This window comes from Roseibium polysiphoniae (assembly GCF_014842925.1).
GTDB lineage: Bacteria > Pseudomonadota > Alphaproteobacteria > Rhizobiales > Stappiaceae > Roseibium > Roseibium polysiphoniae.
On record NZ_JACYXJ010000006.1, the window covers coordinates 376,064 to 393,292 of the forward strand.

At 57.7% G+C, this 17,229-nt stretch carries 18 protein-coding genes; 10 read left to right on the forward strand and 8 right to left on the reverse strand.

Annotated features, from left to right (window positions below; all coding sequences use genetic code 11):
• Positions 1 to 15: 15 nt before the first annotated feature.
• From IG617_RS17500 to IG617_RS17525, 6 genes are all read left to right on the forward strand, one after another.
• A complete protein-coding gene (locus IG617_RS17500; RefSeq protein ID WP_192110519.1) occupies positions 16 to 1,380 on the forward strand; it encodes a TRAP transporter large permease in 1,365 nt (454 codons plus the stop codon).
• On the forward strand, positions 1,377 to 2,732 hold the full coding sequence (locus IG617_RS17505) for an amidase (RefSeq protein ID WP_254170602.1): 1,356 nt from the start codon (positions 1,377 to 1,379) through the stop codon (positions 2,730 to 2,732). Before IG617_RS17500 ends, IG617_RS17505 begins: the two co-directional genes overlap by 4 nt.
• Before the next feature lie 11 nt (positions 2,733 to 2,743).
• Positions 2,744 to 2,962, forward strand: coding sequence for a hypothetical protein (locus IG617_RS17510; RefSeq protein WP_192110520.1), 219 nt, complete (start codon positions 2,744 to 2,746; stop codon positions 2,960 to 2,962).
• Complete coding sequence (locus IG617_RS17515; RefSeq protein WP_192110521.1) at positions 2,955 to 3,917, forward strand: 2-hydroxyacid dehydrogenase; 963 nt, start codon at positions 2,955 to 2,957, stop codon at positions 3,915 to 3,917. The genes IG617_RS17510 and IG617_RS17515 overlap by 8 nt, the downstream gene beginning before the upstream one ends.
• 100 nt (positions 3,918 to 4,017) lie before the next feature.
• Positions 4,018 to 4,815, forward strand: coding sequence for a FadR/GntR family transcriptional regulator (locus IG617_RS17520; RefSeq protein WP_192110522.1), 798 nt, complete (start codon positions 4,018 to 4,020; stop codon positions 4,813 to 4,815).
• Between the two features lie 45 nt (positions 4,816 to 4,860).
• Positions 4,861 to 6,006 (forward strand): alpha-hydroxy acid oxidase, encoded by a 1,146-nt coding sequence (locus IG617_RS17525; RefSeq protein ID WP_192110523.1) that lies wholly within the window; start codon positions 4,861 to 4,863, stop codon positions 6,004 to 6,006.
• Between the two features lie 226 nt (positions 6,007 to 6,232).
• Here IG617_RS17525 and IG617_RS21890 read toward each other — a convergent pair whose 3' ends face one another.
• The gene (locus IG617_RS21890; protein ID WP_192110524.1) at positions 6,233 to 6,388 is read right to left on the reverse strand and encodes a hypothetical protein; all 156 of its coding nucleotides are present in this window, start codon (positions 6,386 to 6,388) and stop codon (positions 6,233 to 6,235) included.
• A gap of 356 nt (positions 6,389 to 6,744) precedes the next feature.
• On the opposite strand from IG617_RS21890, the gene IG617_RS21895 reads away from it, so the two are divergent.
• Both IG617_RS21895 and IG617_RS21900 read left to right on the forward strand, forming a co-directional pair.
• Positions 6,745 to 7,539 carry a DMT family transporter gene (locus IG617_RS21895; protein WP_338110022.1) on the forward strand — a complete coding sequence of 265 codons (795 nt, stop codon included), beginning with the start codon at positions 6,745 to 6,747 and terminating at the stop codon, positions 7,537 to 7,539.
• Positions 7,458 to 7,661, forward strand: a complete 204-nt coding sequence (locus IG617_RS21900) for a hypothetical protein (RefSeq protein ID WP_476705548.1) — start codon at positions 7,458 to 7,460, stop codon at positions 7,659 to 7,661. Before IG617_RS21895 ends, IG617_RS21900 begins: the two co-directional genes overlap by 82 nt.
• Before the next feature lie 27 nt (positions 7,662 to 7,688).
• Here IG617_RS21900 and IG617_RS17540 read toward each other — a convergent pair whose 3' ends face one another.
• Positions 7,689 to 8,570, reverse strand: a complete 882-nt coding sequence (locus IG617_RS17540) for a LysR substrate-binding domain-containing protein (protein ID WP_192110525.1) — start codon at positions 8,568 to 8,570, stop codon at positions 7,689 to 7,691.
• Between the two features lie 97 nt (positions 8,571 to 8,667).
• Positions 8,668 to 9,543 carry a LysR substrate-binding domain-containing protein gene (locus IG617_RS17545; RefSeq protein ID WP_153770793.1) on the reverse strand — a complete coding sequence of 292 codons (876 nt, stop codon included), beginning with the start codon at positions 9,541 to 9,543 and terminating at the stop codon, positions 8,668 to 8,670.
• 167 nt (positions 9,544 to 9,710) lie between these two features.
• Between IG617_RS17545 and IG617_RS17550 the strand changes: the two genes are divergently transcribed.
• Complete coding sequence (locus tag IG617_RS17550; protein ID WP_192110526.1) at positions 9,711 to 10,043, forward strand: DUF1127 domain-containing protein; 333 nt, start codon at positions 9,711 to 9,713, stop codon at positions 10,041 to 10,043.
• Between the two features lie 71 nt (positions 10,044 to 10,114).
• Here the strand turns inward: IG617_RS17550 and IG617_RS17555 are convergent, their stop codons facing one another.
• The 3 genes from IG617_RS17555 to IG617_RS17565 all read right to left on the reverse strand — a co-directional run bounded on the left by IG617_RS17555 (position 10,115) and on the right by IG617_RS17565 (position 13,378).
• The gene (locus IG617_RS17555; RefSeq protein ID WP_192110527.1) at positions 10,115 to 10,906 is read right to left on the reverse strand and encodes a hypothetical protein; all 792 of its coding nucleotides are present in this window, start codon (positions 10,904 to 10,906) and stop codon (positions 10,115 to 10,117) included.
• 100 nt (positions 10,907 to 11,006) lie between these two features.
• Positions 11,007 to 12,380 (reverse strand): glutamate--cysteine ligase, encoded by a 1,374-nt coding sequence (locus IG617_RS17560; protein WP_192110528.1) that lies wholly within the window; start codon positions 12,378 to 12,380, stop codon positions 11,007 to 11,009.
• Positions 12,381 to 12,640: 260 nt separating this feature from the next.
• Positions 12,641 to 13,378 (reverse strand): 16S rRNA (uracil(1498)-N(3))-methyltransferase, encoded by a 738-nt coding sequence (locus tag IG617_RS17565; RefSeq protein ID WP_420826156.1) that lies wholly within the window; start codon positions 13,376 to 13,378, stop codon positions 12,641 to 12,643.
• Between the two features lie 174 nt (positions 13,379 to 13,552).
• Here IG617_RS17565 and xseA point away from each other — a divergent pair, with 174 nt between their 5' ends.
• A complete protein-coding gene (xseA, locus tag IG617_RS17570; protein WP_192110529.1) occupies positions 13,553 to 15,124 on the forward strand; it encodes an exodeoxyribonuclease VII large subunit in 1,572 nt (523 codons plus the stop codon).
• A gap of 75 nt (positions 15,125 to 15,199) precedes the next feature.
• Here the strand turns inward: xseA and IG617_RS17575 are convergent, their stop codons facing one another.
• Both IG617_RS17575 and IG617_RS17580 read right to left on the reverse strand, forming a co-directional pair.
• Positions 15,200 to 16,567, reverse strand: coding sequence for a TRAP transporter large permease (locus IG617_RS17575; RefSeq protein ID WP_192110530.1), 1,368 nt, complete (start codon positions 16,565 to 16,567; stop codon positions 15,200 to 15,202).
• A complete protein-coding gene (locus IG617_RS17580) occupies positions 16,564 to 17,208 on the reverse strand; it encodes a TRAP transporter small permease subunit (protein ID WP_192110531.1) in 645 nt (214 codons plus the stop codon). The genes IG617_RS17575 and IG617_RS17580 overlap by 4 nt, the downstream gene beginning before the upstream one ends.
• Between the last annotated feature and the right edge of the window lie 21 nt (positions 17,209 to 17,229).

A 17,229-nucleotide genomic window follows, 5' to 3' on the forward strand; every position in this document is an offset into this window, starting at 1 on the left:
GAAAGTTTCAAACAGATGACGAACCCCGAAGTCGCGATCCTGATGTTGTGCCTGTTCATCGGACTGGTGCTGCTCGGCTTTCCGATCGCCTTTACTCTCCTCGCCATGGGCGTTGGATTTGGCTACTATGCCTACTATCAGGGCGGCATTGAAACGCTCTCTGATGTCTTCACCAACAACATCTTCTATCTCCTCAACCAGAACACCTATTCGGTGATGGAGAACGACACGCTCGTCGCCATCCCTTTGTTCCTGTTCATGGGCTATGTGGTTGAGCGCGCCAACATCGTCGATCGGCTGTTCTATTCCCTGCAGATGGCAGCTCGGAACCTTCCCGGTTCGATGGCAATTGCAGCTCTGATCACCTGCGCGGTCTTCTCGACCGCGTCCGGGATCGTTGGCGCAGTCGTTACTCTCATGGGTCTGCTGGCGTTCCCCGCCATGGCAAGCGCCAACTACAACAAGCAATTTGCCTCTGGCGTGATCTGTGCCGGTGGAACTCTCGGTATTCTCATCCCGCCGTCGATCATGTTGATTGTCTATGCAGCGATCGCCGAGCTGTCTCCGCTGCGCCTTTATGCGGCGGCCGTCTTTCCCGGACTGATGCTCGCCGGCCTTTACATCGTCTATGTGATTGCCCGGGTCTGGATGAACCCACAGATCGCCCCCAAACCACGGCAGGAGGACATCCCACCGGTTGCCAAGATCTATACGGATCTCCTGGTTTCTTTCGTCCCGCTCACCGTTTTGATCATGCTCGTGCTTGGCTCAATCCTGGGAGGCCTTGCCACTCCGGCGGAGGCCGCAGCGATGGGTGCGCTCGGGGGGCTTGTTCTGGCCGCTATCTATCGCTCGCTCACCTGGCGCAAGGTCAAGGAAAGCGTATTCCTGACGGCGAAAGCGACCGCAATGGTCTGCTGGCTCTTTGTCGGATCCTGGACCTTCGCCTCCGTGTTCTCCTATCTGGGCGGACATGATGTGATCGAGCACTGGTTCCTGGGCATGAACCTGGAGCCGTGGCAATTCCTGGTCATGGTCCAGCTGATCATCTTCTTCCTTGGCTGGCCCCTGGAATGGTCAGAGATCCTGATCATCTTTGTTCCGATTTTCCTGCCGATGCTGGATACCTTCGGGGTGAACCCGTACTTCTTCGCCATGCTCGTCGCGCTGAACCTTCAGACCTCTTTCCTGACGCCGCCAATGGCCATGTCTGCCTATTACCTAAAAGGAGTTTTGCGAGACGAGATCGAGCTTGTGGAGATCTTCAAGGGTATCCTACCGTATCTGGGCATCGTCATCTTCTCCATGGTGCTGATGTATCAGTTCCCCGGCATTGCCCTGTGGCTGCCTGATCAGCTCTTTGGACCCTATATTCCATGAACCACATGACGGCTCAGCAAGACCCCGTTCAACTGACAGCGAGTGAGGCCGCCCGGAAGATCCGGGAAGGCCTCGTCACATCCACCGATCTGGTGAAGGCTTGTCTTGCACGGATCGAAGCGACGGATGGCCAACTCAAGGCGTGGGCCCATCTCGATCCGGAACACGCCCTTGCCCAGGCTTCTGAGATGGACACCATCCGGCAGGCCGGGCGGCCGCTTGGCAGCCTGCACGGCGTACCGGTCGGTCTGAAGGACATTATTGACAGCAAAGGCCTTCCAGCAGAACGCGGGTCGCCCATTTTTGCTGGCCGCGTGCCCGAGGAAGATGCGGCAGTGACCGAGCGGCTGCGAGATGCAGGAGCTGTGATCCTTGGCAAGACCAAGACCACAGAGGTTGCGTTTGTGCATCCGACCGACACGGTCAATCCACACAACGTCAAGCACACTCCGGGCGGCTCTTCTAGCGGCTCGGCCGCAGCCGTTGCCGCCTACCAGATTCCGCTCGCTCTCGGCACTCAAACAAATGGCTCCGTGATCCGGCCAGCGTCCTTCTGCGGGGTCTATGGCTTCAAACCAACCCGCGGTGTCATTTCGCGCGAGGGCGTGCTTCAGACGTCAATTTCCCTCGATCAGATCGGTGTTTTCGCCCGCTCTGCCGAGGACACTGCCCTGATCGCCGATGTGCTCAAGGGCTATGATCAAAGGGATGCCAAGAGCTATCCGCGTCCACGGCCTGCGATGATTGAGGGCTACCATGCAGACCCCCCCGCCGAACCGGCCCTGGCGTGGATCGATTTACCTTTTGCTTATCGAATGTCTGCAGATGCAGTCGCTGGGTTTGAAGAGCTTCGCGGCGAACTCGGCACACGGGTCGAGATGGTGCCTGCCCCACCTGCTTTTGCGGGATTGGTGGAGACGCAGCGTATCCTCCATGAATACGAAATCTGCCAACACCTCCAGGAGACCTTTGAGGCCCATTGGGACCAGATCAGCGACACCTTGAAGCCTGTGATCGACCGAGGCCGCAAGATCACGCACACCGCCTACGAAGACGCGCTCGCGCAGATGCAGGCATCTGAGGATTTTTTCCATGCCTTCTTCATGGACTATGACGCAATCCTGACACCAGCTGCGTCTGGGGAAGCTCCAGTTCTGGGCCCGACAACAGGCGACCCGATCTTCTGCACATTATGGACACTGGCGGGACTTCCGAGCCTCTCCATGCCGTTGATGGTCGGAGAAACAGGCTTGCCAATTGGTGTGCAGATCGTCGGCGCTCAGGAAGAAGACGGCCGTCTGCTCAGAACCGCAAGATGGTTGATCGCTAGACTGCAGGCCAACGCGGCCTAAGAGGAGGTTTCATGCTTGGACACAAGACCAAGATCATCGCCGGACTTATCGGAACCCTCATGGTTTCGATCTTTGTCATCGGTCTCGCCCATAGCATCTCGACCGGATTTGCCGGCTTTTGGGGCGGTTTGCCCTTCTGGGTCATCGTGATCTTTGTGTTGGCGATGGCCGTTTACGATTTCTACGAGGAATGCGTTCTCGGCAAGGGATGGCAAGATTCCGATGAGTGACCGGCCCCGTCTCTGGCTGCCTCGCAAGGTTTCAGACGCCACGATCGCAAGGGCGAAGACAAACTATGATGTGATCCTGAATGAAGCTGACGGCGTCAGCTCAGCGGAGCAGATCATCGACATGAGCCGGCAGGTGGACGCAATCATGCCTTGCCATTCGGAGATCTTCTCCGCGGATGTGGTGGAGCAGTTGGATCCGAGGCTGAAGATCCTGGCGAACCATTCGGTCGGCACCGATCACTGCGACCTGACGGCGCTGAAAGCCAAAGGCATCGTGGTGACCAACACGCCCGACGTGCTTTCCGATGCTACGGCTGAAATCGCGATGCTTCTAATGCTCGGAGCTGCGCGGCGCGCGGTTGAAGGGGACAGACTTGTCCGAAGCGGAAAGTGGGACTTCTGGAGCCCCTCCTTCATGGTCGGCAAACAGGTCAGTGGCGCGCGTCTTGGCATCATCGGCATGGGCCGTGTCGGCAAGGCCTTTGCAAAAAAGGCGCGCGGTTTTGACATGGAGATTCACTACTACAATCGCTCACGCCTGCCGGACACCGAAGAAAGTGGCGCCACATACCACGCCACAATCGAGAGCCTGCTGTCGAACGCCGATTTCCTGTCGCTTCATTGCCCAGCAACCCCTGAAACGCGCCATCTTCTGAACACGGAAACGATCGCTCTCCTACCGGACAGTGCAATCGTCATCAACACGGCCCGCGGCGCGCTTGTTGACGAGACCGCACTCCTCGCCGCTCTTAACTCCGGAAAGCTGACGGCGGCCGGCCTTGACTGTTTCGAGACCGAGCCTGGCGGCAATCCTGAGTTCTCCGTGCAGGACAATATCTTCATGCTGCCCCATATCGGCAGCGCAACAGTCAGGACCCGAGATGCCATGGGCTTTCGGGCGCTCGACAATCTGGACGCATTTTTCGCGGGCAGAGAACCAAGGGACCTGCTCTAGGTAAAATTGGATAATTTAATTGACCAATTTTTCATTTCGGCTTTTATAGAGAAAGCGGTCGGCACCCCGGTCGCTTTCTTTGGACCGACATGAGCTGACCATGTTTCGCAAGGTCGATCAGGGCCGCACCGCAGATGCTGCCGCCAAACAAATCGAAGAGTTGATCCTGCGTGGTGTGTTGAACCCGGGCGATCGTCTTCCCTCAGAACGCGACCTCTGCGTCGAGATGGATGTTTCACGCCCGGTCCTCCGAGAGGCCTTGAAGCTCCTCGAAGAACGCAATCTTCTGACAAGTCGCCAGGGAGGCGGAACCTTTGTCGCAGACGTCATCGGACCGATCTTCTCCGATGCCGTTATCGCGATGATTGAAAGACATCCCTCCGCAACAGCCGACTACCTGGAATTTCGCCGGGACATGGAGGCGACTGCAGCAAGTCACGCCGCCAACAGAGCGAGCGCAACGGACCATCGAACGCTCAAAGAAATCATCGACCAGATGGAGGCTGCGCACCTCGCTGAAGATCACCGGCAGGAAGCAGAACTCGATATTGAGTTGCACCAAGCCATCGGTGAAGCAGCTCACAATGTCATCTTGTTGCACAGCCTGCGATCCTGCTACCGGTTGCTGTCAAACGGTGTCTTTTTCAACCGTCAGCGTCTCTACGATCACCCGACCGCCCGAGCCACACTGCTGGAACAGCACAAAGAGATCGTCGATCGGATCACATCCGGCGATGCAGCAGGCGCCCGTGATGCCTCCCAGCGCCATGTCGACTTTGTTCGCAGCTCACTTGCCGAAGCCGAAGACATTCACAACCGCGACGAGCTTGCCGATCTCCGACGGCAACAAAGACATCAATCAACACAGGTGACAGCGCACAGGATGAAACGCTCCTGAGCCGCTTTGCCTGGCCCATTTTCTCTCTTGCAACGGAAAATCCCCATGACCCCGATCACTTGTATCGCTGACTTGCAGGCTCTTGCAAAACGCCGTGTCCCGAAAATGTTCTACGACTACGCCGACACCGGGTCATGGACGCAGAGCACCTATCACGACAATGAAGCTGCTTTCCAGCGCCAGAAGCTCAGGCAACGGGTTGCAGTCAACATCGACAACCGCAGCATCAAGACCAAGATGATAGGCGAGGATGTCACGATGCCAGTGGCCCTAGCGCCGGTCGGCCTGACCGGAATGCAACATGCGGACGGAGAAATCCTTGCGGCCCAGGCAGCCGAGAAATTCGGCGTCCCATTCACCCTGACGACAATGAGCGTCTGTTCGATCGAAGATGTCGCCGAGTACACGAGCAAGCCGTTCTGGTTCCAGCTCTATGTCATGCGAGACCGCGGATTTTCTGAAAGCCTCATGCAACGCGCGCATGCCGCAAATTGCTCCGCACTGTGCCTGACACTCGATCTTCAGGTACTCGGTCAGAGGCACCGCGACATCAAGAATGGCCTGTCGACCCCACCCAATCCCACACCACGCGTATTGCTGGACCTGGCACTCAAGCCGCGCTGGTGCTGGAACATGCTGCAGACCAAGAGGAGGCAGTTCGGCAACATTCATGGCCACGTATCGGGTGTGGATGACATGACCTCACTCGCTGAATGGACAAACAGTCAGTTCGATCCAACGCTCGATTGGTCGTCTGTCGAATGGGTCAAGAAACACTGGGACCGCAAGTTGATTCTGAAGGGGATCAATGATGTCGAGGATGCGAAGATTGCAGCGGACATCGGTGGAGATGCAATCGTGGTGTCAAATCATGGCGGACGCCAGCTGGACGGCGCACTCGCGTCCTATGATGTCTTGCGCGAAATTGTCGATGCGGTCGGCGACAAGATCGAGGTTCACATGGATGGTGGTATCCGGTCCGGTCAGGATGTCTTCAAGGCCATCGCAATGGGTGCCAAGGGCACTTTTATCGGCCGGCCGTATATCTATGGACTTGGCGCCATGGGAAGGCCGGGTGTCACAAAGGCTCTGGAGATCATTCACAAGGAGCTGGATGTGACGATGGGGCTATGCGGCGAAACAGACATTCACAATGTCGGCCGGCACAATCTCGTTCCTACCGGAAAGTGAGCCAATCATGACATCGCGGCGACCTCTTCAGAACCGAGTGCTTCCGACTGGAGAGATCGTCGCGATCACGCAGCGTGGCACCATGATGGGCAACCGGGGCGGACGCATTCACGATCCTGACACTCGAATGTTGCTACGGCGCAGGTCCGCATCCCGTCGCTGGATTTGTTGCGTTACGAGCTTCAAGGGTCGACGCCGAAAGGTCATGGGGCAGAGCTACACCGAATTATTCTTCCTGGATGAAGTCACAGCCCTCGCCGCCGGTCATCGCCCCTGTTTCGAATGCCGGCGCGCCGACGCAAAGAATTTTGCGTCCGCTTTCGCTCTTGGCACGGGCCAAGCCGAAGCGCATTCCGCCGATGAGATGGACCGGCTTCTCCATTCAGATCGCCTCGAAGGGCGTCAGCAGAAAACACATCTGTCTCCTTTGGGAGAGCTGCCGGATGGGACAATGGTCCTCCTTGCCGATCAGCCACATGCTCTTTGCGAAGGTTCTTTGTTGTCATGGCAGCCCGATGGCTACGCTCCTACAACCGCGACGGTCTCAAGCGACGCAGTTCTGACCGTGCTCACACCAAAGTGTGTCGTCCAAACTTTGTGTGCAGGTTATCTGCCGGTTTGGCACCCGTCCGCGACCGACGAGAACTTCAAAGTTTCTAATAGATAGATCAAGAACTATCATTTGTTCTGAACTCGCCGATCCGACATGGTCCTATCTCCCCAAATAGGATCGTCCAGATGTCGCTCGCAGCGCCCTTGCCCACTTCGCCACGCCCTGCTCTCACCTCCACAGACTACGCCCTCTATGGCGCGACTGTTTTCGCCTGGGGATTCAGCTGGATCGCGATAAAAGGACAGGTTGGCGACATACCGCCAGAGGTATCGGTGTTCTGGCGCTTTGTGCTCGCCTCCATGGTCATGGTTGGCTGGTGCTATTGGCGCGGGCACAATTTGCGTTACGGCCTGCGGGATCACCTGCGTTTTGCCGGGCTGGGCCTCTTCATTTTTTCGGCCAATTTCACGCTCTTCTACTATGGCGCGGCATCTCTTCCGTCAGGTCTTCTCGCCGTGATTTTTTCGCTCGCGTCCGTCTTGAACCTGATACTAGCCTTCATTCTTTTCGGTCAGCGTCCCGGAATGGTTTCGCTCACCGCGGGCCTTCTCGGCTTTGCCGGCATCGCTCTTATGTTCAAACCGCAAATTCTCGACACCGGAATCGACTACGCGGCGATGAGCGGACTCGGCTTTTGCGCGCTTGGGACGCTGTCATTTTGCCTCGGGAATATGCTCTCTGCCTCAAACCAGCAAAAAGGCCTGCCTGTCACGCCGGCCACAGCGTGGGGAATGGTCTATGGAACGCTGTTTCTCGGGCTGTTTGCGACCCTCAAGGCAACAGCTTCGCCATCAACCCGAGCCCCGTTTACATCACAAGCCTCGTCTATCTTGCGATCATCTCGTCGGTCGTTGCGTTTGGATCCTATCTCACCTTGCTTGGCAGGATTGGTTCTGCACGGGCAGGCTACGCGACGGTGATTTTCCCGGTTGTCGCGCTTTCGATCTCGACTGTTTTTGAAGGCTACCAATGGACAGGCAGCGCTATACTCGGCCTGGCTTGCGTTCTCTTTGGCAACATTTTGATGCTACGCGGTCGCTGACTGAGCAAGCGACCGCCCTTGGCAGGATCACTCCGCTGCCAAAGCCACAGTCACGTTGCCAATCGCAGCAACAATGTGATTGCACAGGGTGTCATGCATGGGCTGGCGCGCATTCTCAGAGCGCAACAAGGTAATGTCGCAGGCTGGAAGATCCGGGAACCCGTCTTTCTCTCCCAGGATTCTCATTCCATCCCGGACTGCACTTTGAGGAAATACGGTCACTGCCAAACCTGCCTGTACCGCTCCAACGAGCGCGGTCGCGCTCGAACTAACATAGGAGATCGCGTAGGGGCGCGAAACGCGGTCAAGCGCTTCCATCGCCAGACGGCGCCACGCGCAGGACGTCGGACCAACTGCGAGGCGCACAACATCGCTCGCGTGGGCACAGTGATCCGAAGACGTCACCCAATAGAGCGGTTCGCGCCGGATCACCTCCCCCATCTGCGAACGATTGTCTGTTGAGGTCACAATCGCGACATCCAGGTCGCCATTCGCGATAGCGACCGATGTTTCGCTGCTGCTCGCGCAGACGACCTGCACCTCAATGGCCGGATTTAGACGTGCGAACGCTCCCAGAACCTGAGGCAGAAGGCGATCGGCATAGTCATCAGGAAGTCCCAGCTTGACGCGGCCCACTTCCTGATACGTCCCGAAGGCCGAGAGCGTCTCATTGTTCAGAAGAATCATGCGGCGCGCATATTCAATCAGCCGCTCGCCGTCTTCAGTTAGACGCGACTGGCGACCGTCCTTGGCAAAGATTGCCATGCCGACCCGTTCTTCAAGTCTGCGCATCTGCATCGAGACGGCAGATTGCGTTTTGTTGACCGCTTCGCCTGCCTTCGTAAAGCTGCCCAGCTCGGCGATGGCCAGGAATGTGCGAAGCTGGTCGATATCCAGCGCATGACTCATATCAGCAATCCATCTCGGCGCCCCTGTCGCGAGGCATCAACACTGCAAATCATTTCAGGAAAGATATATCCGAAACGCTTATCATTCAATTCAGGGATTATTCAGCTGCCAGAGGCACGGAAAGATTGTCCAGGGAAGACAGGATATGCTCGACAAGAGCCTCTGTTACGCGCGTGTTCTGGCGCCAGGATCTGAGGATCCCGATGTCGCAATCCGGGAGCTTCGGAAAGCCTTCCGCCTCGCAGAGCACCCGCATGCCAGGCCTCAAGGCTGATTCTGGCAGGACAGAGACCGCGAGACCAGCCAGAACAGCGGCGCCGACTGCCGTCGAATTCCAGCTGGAATAAAGCAGTCGATTTTCCCGGCCAACATCATTAAGGGCCGCAAGTGCCGCCTTTCGCCAATCGCAATTCGCTCGGCCGAGCGCCAAGGGCAGCACTTCTTCGTTTTCAACGGCATGACGCGCCGATGCCACCCAAAGCAAGGGTTCCCGGCGAATGACCTGCGCTTCCTTTCGGCCCTTTTTCCAGACGTGCGTCACGATCGCGACATCCAATTCGTCATTGGCCACAAGCTCGAACAGATTGGGTGTCGGCGCGCAGACCACACTGACTTCCGCCTTGGGATTTGACCGCGAAAACCGCGCCAGAATCTCAGGCAGAAAGCGGTCCGCGTAATCGTCAGGTGTGCCGAGCCGCACGAGACCTGCCACTTCTGTTTCATCAAAGGCGGCGATCGTCTCGTCATTCAGTTGCACCAATCGCCGCGCATAGTGCAGCAAACGTTCGCCATTCTCGGTCAAGCGGGACATGCGCCCATCCCTGGCGAAAATCGGCCGCCCGATTCTCTCCTCAAGCCGTCGCATCTGCATCGAAACCGCCGACTGGGTCTTGTTTACAGTTTGTGCCGCGCGCGTGAAACTACCGCATTCTGCGATCGCAACGAATGTGCGTAGCTGGTCCAAGTCGAGCATCGCAGCACCTTTCATCACAGTTTTATATGAAAGCTATAAGAAACATTCGTTGGATTAATAATCCGACCCACGGCAATGTCAAATCGTTCCTAGCATTCAGATCGCCGAACGACGGCGCGGAACAAGCGGACGAAAATACCTTCGTCGGCTAACAGGAGAAATTTGCCATGTCTTACAGAACACACATCAGCCTGACCGCCATTCTTGGGGCATCGGTTACCCGTGTATGGCGCCTCCTGTCCAACCGACAGAAAGTGAACTGCCTGCACAATCTAACAGACGCTCAACTTCATGACATTGGCCTGACCAGGAGCGATGTTCGACGAGCCTCCCAGATTTCATTCCTGGTGGACCCCACTCGGGTTCTGAATTCTTGGGCGCGTGAGAGATCACTCGCTGCCCAGTTGCCAGACCCAAAACCAGTGCTTCAGTCCCCGCCCCTCGGGGACCCGAAGTTCACGGACATGACCTCATGTCCGGCCCCAAGGCTCGCAGCTTAAGCCTTGGAATGCAGCCCTGTCGGCAAACCTTGCTGACACCCAACTGGCCCGCCGCCCCCGGCGGGCCTTTTTTATGAGGTTTTGGACTTCACCTCATTCATATCACGCACGGCGCGCTCAAAAAAACTGTCGAACGCCTTGAACTGGCTGGATTGCATGTCGCGCCCCGCCGTGACCCATTCGGCAAACATCTCGTCAAACTCGGATGGGGCTTCTGCTGCTGGATCGGGGACATCTTCGACGTCATCCAGGTCCTCTGGCTCATCGTGAGTATCGGGTTGAAGCTCTGGCTCTGGCTCTGGCTCTGGCGCAGCTTCAGCGGCCGGCTTCAGAAAGCCAGACCAGAATGACTGCATCGCCTGCGTGTAACCCTGAATGTAATCCGTAGGCGTGGGAGCCGGTTTGGGCCGGCCCCTTGCATAACCTCGGAGAAACGCATCAAGGAGTTCCCGGGCTTCGCCCTGCATATATGGACGAGCGACCTGTCCCATCGCCAGGGTTGCCGCCACCGGCATCATTTCGGCGATTGCTTCCTGCTGCAGACCGGTGATCGAAGCGATCTGCTCGGCAACAGCCTTTCGCACGAACTCCGGCCCGAAGAACGGCTGCAGGTGTTCGTCAACAGATGGCGGGGATTGCGGATTAAAAAAGGACGCCATCGGAAAGAGGGCATTGGACTGAGGCAGGAGCCCATTGAACCCTGGCACCGATGGTCCAAAATGCCGAACGCCGCTCATGGCCGCAGGCATGAGCTGGGCCATGGCCGTTTCGAGATCTCCCTCATTCCAGCCGAACCGGCGCTTCATGTCCTCGGCAACAGCCGTCAGGTCGAATGGAAATGGAAATCCTGGGACATCCGTCATGGCCGCGCCTCGCTGCGATCTATCAGACCAACATGATCATCTTTCTGATAGGCAACGTCAAATGCCGTTCCGAGGCGGGCCTGCGCTTTCTTGATCGACGTTAGTAGGCGTAGTCCTTGAAAATTTGATTGATGTCTCCATCCCAGCTGCCGCCATAACGCTGAAGCAGGATGTCGGCAGGGCACATGCCCGCAGCCAGTCCCTCTTCGACCGGCGCCAAGTGTACTTGTTCATCAAGATCGCCATCGCTCAGACGATTGCGGCGGCGAAGGCCCTCCTTGGACAGGGCGAGGACGTCCTTGGCCACATCCAGCACCTGTCCGTTGCGGAAAGGTGTCTGCAATGCTGTGCGCGGTACGCCGGCTCTCAGAGCGCCACGCTCTTCCTCAGTCCAGTCGCGGACGAGCTGCCAAGCCTGGTCAAGAATGCCATCATCATAGAGCAGACCGACCCAGAAGGCAGGCAGGGCGCAAATCCTGCGCCATGGACCGCCGTCGGCACCGCGCATCTCGATGTATTTTTTCAGCCGCACATCCGGGAAGAGCGTGGAAAGGTGGTTGTTCCAGTCGCCTATCGTCGGGCGCGCATCCGGCACCTTGCCTTCGTAAGACCCATTCATGAAAGCGCGGAAAGTCGTGTCCGTTGCGTCGTAATAGGTTGCCCCGCGCTTGATGAAGTACATTGGAACATCGAGCGCCCATTCCACATAGCTTTCAAAGCCGAAGCCATCTTCGAAGGCAAAAGGCAAATTGCCGGTACGGTCCTGATCAAGATCGTTCCAGACTTCCGCGCGGAAGGATTTGTAGCCGTTTGGCTTGCCATCAGTGAAGGGAGAGTTGGCGAAAATCGCGGTCGCAATCGGCTGCAGCGCCAACCCGACACGCATCTTCTTGGCCATGTCGGCCTCTGAGGCAAAATCAAGATTCACCTGAATGGTCGTGGTCCGGTACATCATGTCCAGACCATATTTCCCCACCTTCGGCATGTAGCGCGTCATGATCTCATAACGCGATTTTGGCATGACCGGCACATCTTCGCGCCGCCAGGTTGGAGCCATGCCTGTGCCCAGGAAACCTACACCCAGCGGCTCGGCGACCTGACGCACATGCGCAAGATGCACGTTCGTTTCCCGGCAGGTTTCATGGAGTGTCTCCAGCGGCGCACCGGAAAGCTCGAATTGCCCGCCCGGCTCAATGGAAATCGCGCCACCGCCCACGGGATCAGAAAGGCCTATGATCTTGCCATTGTCCTCGATCCGTTCCCAACCCAGCAGCTTCTCCATCCCGGACAAAACGGCTTCGACGCCATGACTGCCCTCGTAAGGGATCGGGGATAGATCCGACAGGTGAAAGCCGAACTTCTCATGCTCGGTGCCGATCCGGAACTTCTCTGCTGGTTTACAACCGGCTTCGAGGGTCTCAGCGAGATCGGCAATGCTTTCAATTGGTGTCGAATCGACGGTATCGCGGGCCATGCAGGATTTCCCAGTTTTCGTTGGCTGCGCAGAATACCCAGCCGCTCGGCCACGTACAAACGCGAGGAATAGTTGAACCTTTCAGAAACAAGAAAGGCTTGTCGCATTTAGGCTCGATTTGCGGTGATGGCAAGCACCACAAATGAACTGGTTTGGTGATCACGCAATTCTGAAGACGGATGGCTCCGCGTCACAGCCCCGCAATGAGATTTGCGCAGCGCTCACGGCGCTTCGTTGCAGTCGGTTCAGGGCCCGTGTGCTCAACTCCAATCTCCGAGTGTCGCCTGAACAACCGCCAAGGCCGCAACTGCTGCCGTGTCGGCCCGCAAGATCCTTGGCCCCAGTGGGATCGGTGTCACGAAGGGTTGCTGCCGCAGCAAATCACGCTCTTCTTCGGAAAAACCACCCTCCGGTCCGATGAGGATCGCCACTGGTTGGGGCCCCTGCTGCGCAAGACGTGCCAGCTCACCGAGGGGATTTTGGGTCGTTTCACCTTCATCACAGAACAGGAGCCGGCGACTTGGGTCACTTTTGGTCCACCCGGCAAGCAACTCTTTCAGAGGCCTGGGTTCAAGGACTTTCGGCACCGAAATGACACCGCATTGCTCTGCGGCCTCAATGACATTGGCTTCCATCCGCTCCAGATTGATCCGGCTTGATTGCGTGTGCTGGGTCATGACCGGCCGAAGCGCTCCGGCCCCCATCTCGACAGCTTTTTGAACCATGTAGTCGAGACGCGCGTGTTTCAGCGGAGCAAAGAGGTATTGCAGATCGTTGGCATTGGTCTGTTCGCGAACCCTTTCGACCAAGTCCAGATGACAGGCCTTCCGGCCCGTCGCGCGGATTTCCGCGAGCCATTCCCCGTCATTTCCGTTGAAGACCAACAAGCGGTCGCCGTTCTTCAGGCGCAACACATTCAGCAAATAATTTGCCTGTCCGCGATCTGCCTCGACAGACGCACCGTCGGCGAGAATATGGCGAAGAAAGAGCCGCTGCATTTTGTAGTCGTATCTTGTCATGACCAATAGGTAGGACTGTCGGGGAGCGCATTTCAATGGTGCAAGCACAATCGATACCCGTAAGCCACATCTGACCGCTGTTTCATCGGGCTCTATCGCTTGACCCTTCCTGATCAAGGGGTAACCTTTGCCGCTCAAGCGGGGAATCAATCAGTGTCTGACAAGCCATCCAACATCGCCGAATTTTCAGTTGCAGAGATCTCCTTTTCCATCAAGAAAACGATGGAAGACGCCTTCGGTTATGTGCGCGTTCGCGGCGAGCTTGGACGTATTTCCCGGCCAGGTTCCGGACACATTTACCTCGACCTGAAGGATGACCGCGCCGTTCTCTCAGGGGTCGTTTGGAAGGGCGTTGCCTCGCGCCTGAAGATCCAGCCTGAACAGGGGCTGGAGGTCATTGCCACCGGCAAGATCACCACATTCCCCGGCCAGTCAAAATACCAGATGGTCATTGACGCGCTTGAGCCTGCCGGCGCTGGTGCGCTGATGGCGCTTCTTGAAGAGCGGAAGCGCAAGCTTGCCGCCGAAGGGCTGTTTGCAGAAGAACGCAAACAGCTGCTGCCCAGCCTGCCGCGGGTCATCGGCGTGGTGACCTCTCCAACTGGAGCCGTAATCCGAGATATCCTGCACAGGATTTCGGATCGATTTCCGTTGCACGTCCTCGTCTGGCCAGTGCGGGTTCAAGGCGAAACGAGCGGTGCCGAAGTCGCCAACGGCATTCGCGGCTTCAACGCTCTGCCGCAAGGAGGCGCCATTCCACGCCCGGATCTGATTATCGTTGCCCGTGGTGGTGGCAGCATTGAAGATCTCTGGGGCTTTAACGATGAGGCCGTGGTGCGCGCTGCTTCGGAGAGCAATATTCCTCTGATTTCAGCCGTTGGTCACGAAACCGACTGGACGCTGATTGACCTGGCCGCCGACGTGCGCGCTCCGACGCCCACAGGCGCCGCGGAGATCGCCGTTCCCGTAAAGGCCGACCTGATTGCCATGACCGGCGATCTTTCGCGCCGCCTCTCTTCAGGCCTCAACCGGCTCGTTGCGACCCGCCGCACGGAGTTGCGCGCGGCAGAGGCAGCGCTGCCTGCTCCGCGCGATCTGCTGGCCTTGCCGCGCCAGACCTTCGACACCTATGCAAGCCGCCTTGAACATGCGCTGACGGTCAACACGCGCAGCCATCGCAGCAGTTTCCAAAATGCTTCTGCGCGTTTGTCTCCTGCTGTACTGACTCGTTCCACTCAGAAAGCGCGGGGCGATCTCTCGGTCCTGTCCGACAGGCAGCAGCGTGCCCTTGGCGTTGCCGTCGCGCAGAAACGTCAGGGCTTCCAGCATGCCTCGTCCCGTCTGTCACCGCTCAAACTGCAGCAACAGATCCAGCTCGGCTCCGAACGCCTCGGCACACTGGGCGACCGGATGGAGCGCGCCTATGGCACTCGCCTGTCCAAGACGCGGGATCGCCTAACCACGCTGGAAAGCCTGCTCAAGTCGCTGTCCTACAAGGACGTGCTTGCGCGCGGCTATGCCCTTGTGCGTGACGACAAAGGGCAACCAATCCGGTCTGCATCAAGTGTCGCTCCAGGTGCCGCCCTTGCCATTGAACTGGCAGATGGAAGCATCGAGGCTATTGCCACGGGAGATGGCGTCGCCCCGCCCGCTCCCAAAGGAGCACCGAGGCCAAAGAAGGCCACAGCTGGCAAGTCTGCGACAACGCAGGGAAGCTTGTTCTAAGACAATCCTATCAGTACGCAAAAAAGCCGCTGCGGTTGCCCGCGGCGGCTTTTTTAGTGTCGAAAATTCGTAGCCCTACATCAGCGAAGGCAAGAGCGTGATGATCGAAGGGAAGGCCAGCAGGCCTGCGATCGTCAGTACGTCCGCGATGAAGAACGGGACGCAACCACGGAAGACTTCCTGGACGGGAATGTCCGGACGGACGCCTGAGACCACGAAGCAGTTCAGTCCTATGGGCGGCGTTATCAGACAGAGCTCCGCCATCTTCACGACCAGAATTCCAAACCAGATCGAACAGGCCTCGCCGGACATGCCGAAAGCACTGTCAGCGGCAGAAACAGCCTCGCCACCGTTAAGCGCAATCACAGCTGGATAGACCACCGGAAGCGTCAGGATCAGCATGCCGATCGCATCCATGAACATGCCGAGCACCGCATAGGCCAGCAGGATGCAAATCATGACGATCCAGGGCGAGAACTCCAGCGCCACGATAAAGTCCTTGAAGGCATCGGGAAGCCCGGCAAATCCAAGGAAACGAACGTAGACCAGCACACCCCAGATGAGGGTGAAGATCATGACTGTCAGTTTGGCTGTTTCATGCAAAGCCTGCCCCAGCTGACCCAGTTTCATGCCCTTGGCAAAGGCGACGACCAGAACCACAAAGGCTCCGAGTGACCCAGCCTCGGTCGGCGTTGCGAGGCCAAAGAAGAAGGAACAGAAAATGATGCCGATGACAGCGATGATCGGCAAGGTTCCCGGCACCGACGCAAAACGCTCACGCCATGTGAAGCCCTTCACCGCCGGGGCGTCGCCGCGCCATGCCGATACGCCAACAATAATTCCGACGTAAATGAAAGCCGAGAAGACGCCTGGCAGGAAACCGGCAATCAAGAGTTTGCCGACCGACTGCTCGACCAGGATCGCGTAGATCACCAGGATGGCCGAAGGCGGGATCAACGAGGCGAGCGTGCCACCAGCGGCCACAACAGCTGCAGACAGGCGCTTGGAGTAACCTGCGGCCAGCATCTCCGGAATCGCGACACGGGCAAAGACGGCAGCGGTTGCGACCGACGCACCGGACACAGCGGCAAAACCAGCTGTCGAAAACACGGTGCCGACGGCCATGCCGCCAGGCAACCAGCCGAGCCAGCGTTTCGCAGCTTCGAAAAGCTGTTTGGTGAACCCAGCGTAAAACGCCAGAAAGCCGATCAGAATGAAAGTCGGGAGAACCGACAGGGAATAGGTGACCGACTTGGAATGCGGGATCGTGCCGGCCATTTTAAGGGCGACGAAAAAGCCACGCTCAAAGCCCATCTTCATCGAGAAGAAGACAATCAAGCCGACAAGTCCGGTGAAGGCAGCTGCGAACGCAACGCGCATGCCCATAACAACGAGGACGAGCAAGACGCCCGTCATCAAGAGACCTACCTCAAACGGCGTCATTTGCTGTCTCCTGCTTCGATGTCATCGCCAAAGACTTCTTCGATTTCATGCTGCGCGGTTTCCTCCACGTCGTGGATGATCGGCACACCAATCGGGTCCCGGCTCGGATCGATAACAAGACGCAGGTAGCCGTAGGCCTGAAGCATGAGGCGCAGGAACAGGAGGCCCAGCGCAACGGGTACAACCAGCTTGGATGGCCAGGTCGGAAGGCGAATATCCATGGTGCTGTCGCCGATGGCGAACGAGCGGTCGAAATGATACCAGGAGCCCCATGCCAGCAGGGCGACAACAACGGCAATCAGAAGCACACCAAACAATTCGGCGATCCAGAGCGGGCGACCGTGGATTTTGCCAAGAACCATTTCCATGCGGATATGGCCGCCAACACGCTGACAATAGGCAACGCCGCAAAAGGCAAACACGGCCATGGCCTGCTCGGTAATGTCGATGAAACCCGGAACCGGCATGTTCAGGGTCAGCCTTCCGATAACCTGCGCAACCGCCATGAGCATCAGGATGAGGATGCTGCTGGCTGCAACGAGGTTGAAGGCGTTTTCGACATGAGCCAGCGCTCCGTCGAACTTGATGTATGTATTCGGCCGGTCGGGTTCGGGCCGAACGGCAGTGCCGTGACTGGTCATTTTCGGGGTGCCCTTGCAGGA

What these genes read in the sequence shown, in the direction of transcription:
- IG617_RS17510 (WP_192110520.1), top strand. Translation starts at nt 2,744, where the DNA reads ATGCTTGGACACAAGACCAAGATCATCGCCGGACTTATCGGAACCCTC.
- IG617_RS17545 (WP_153770793.1), bottom strand. Translation starts at nt 9,543, where the DNA reads ATGCTCGACTTGGACCAGCTACGCACATTCGTTGCGATCGCAGAATGC.
- IG617_RS17565 (WP_420826156.1), bottom strand. Translation starts at nt 13,378, where the DNA reads ATGCAGCGGCTCTTTCTTCGCCATATTCTCGCCGACGGTGCGTCTGTC.
- IG617_RS17580 (WP_192110531.1), bottom strand. Translation starts at nt 17,208, where the DNA reads ATGACCAGTCACGGCACTGCCGTTCGGCCCGAACCCGACCGGCCGAAT.
- IG617_RS17505 (WP_254170602.1), top strand. Translation starts at nt 1,377, where the DNA reads ATGAACCACATGACGGCTCAGCAAGACCCCGTTCAACTGACAGCGAGT.
- IG617_RS21895 (WP_338110022.1), top strand. Translation starts at nt 6,745, where the DNA reads ATGTCGCTCGCAGCGCCCTTGCCCACTTCGCCACGCCCTGCTCTCACC.
- IG617_RS17550 (WP_192110526.1), top strand. Translation starts at nt 9,711, where the DNA reads ATGTCTTACAGAACACACATCAGCCTGACCGCCATTCTTGGGGCATCG.
- IG617_RS17540 (WP_192110525.1), bottom strand. Translation starts at nt 8,570, where the DNA reads ATGAGTCATGCGCTGGATATCGACCAGCTTCGCACATTCCTGGCCATC.
- IG617_RS21890 (WP_192110524.1), bottom strand. Translation starts at nt 6,388, where the DNA reads ATGGAGAAGCCGGTCCATCTCATCGGCGGAATGCGCTTCGGCTTGGCC.
- IG617_RS17500 (WP_192110519.1), top strand. Translation starts at nt 16, where the DNA reads ATGACGAACCCCGAAGTCGCGATCCTGATGTTGTGCCTGTTCATCGGA.
- IG617_RS17555 (WP_192110527.1), bottom strand. Translation starts at nt 10,906, where the DNA reads ATGACGGATGTCCCAGGATTTCCATTTCCATTCGACCTGACGGCTGTT.
- IG617_RS17575 (WP_192110530.1), bottom strand. Translation starts at nt 16,567, where the DNA reads ATGACGCCGTTTGAGGTAGGTCTCTTGATGACGGGCGTCTTGCTCGTC.
- IG617_RS17520 (WP_192110522.1), top strand. Translation starts at nt 4,018, where the DNA reads ATGTTTCGCAAGGTCGATCAGGGCCGCACCGCAGATGCTGCCGCCAAA.
- IG617_RS17515 (WP_192110521.1), top strand. Translation starts at nt 2,955, where the DNA reads ATGAGTGACCGGCCCCGTCTCTGGCTGCCTCGCAAGGTTTCAGACGCC.
- IG617_RS17560 (WP_192110528.1), bottom strand. Translation starts at nt 12,380, where the DNA reads ATGGCCCGCGATACCGTCGATTCGACACCAATTGAAAGCATTGCCGAT.
- IG617_RS17525 (WP_192110523.1), top strand. Translation starts at nt 4,861, where the DNA reads ATGACCCCGATCACTTGTATCGCTGACTTGCAGGCTCTTGCAAAACGC.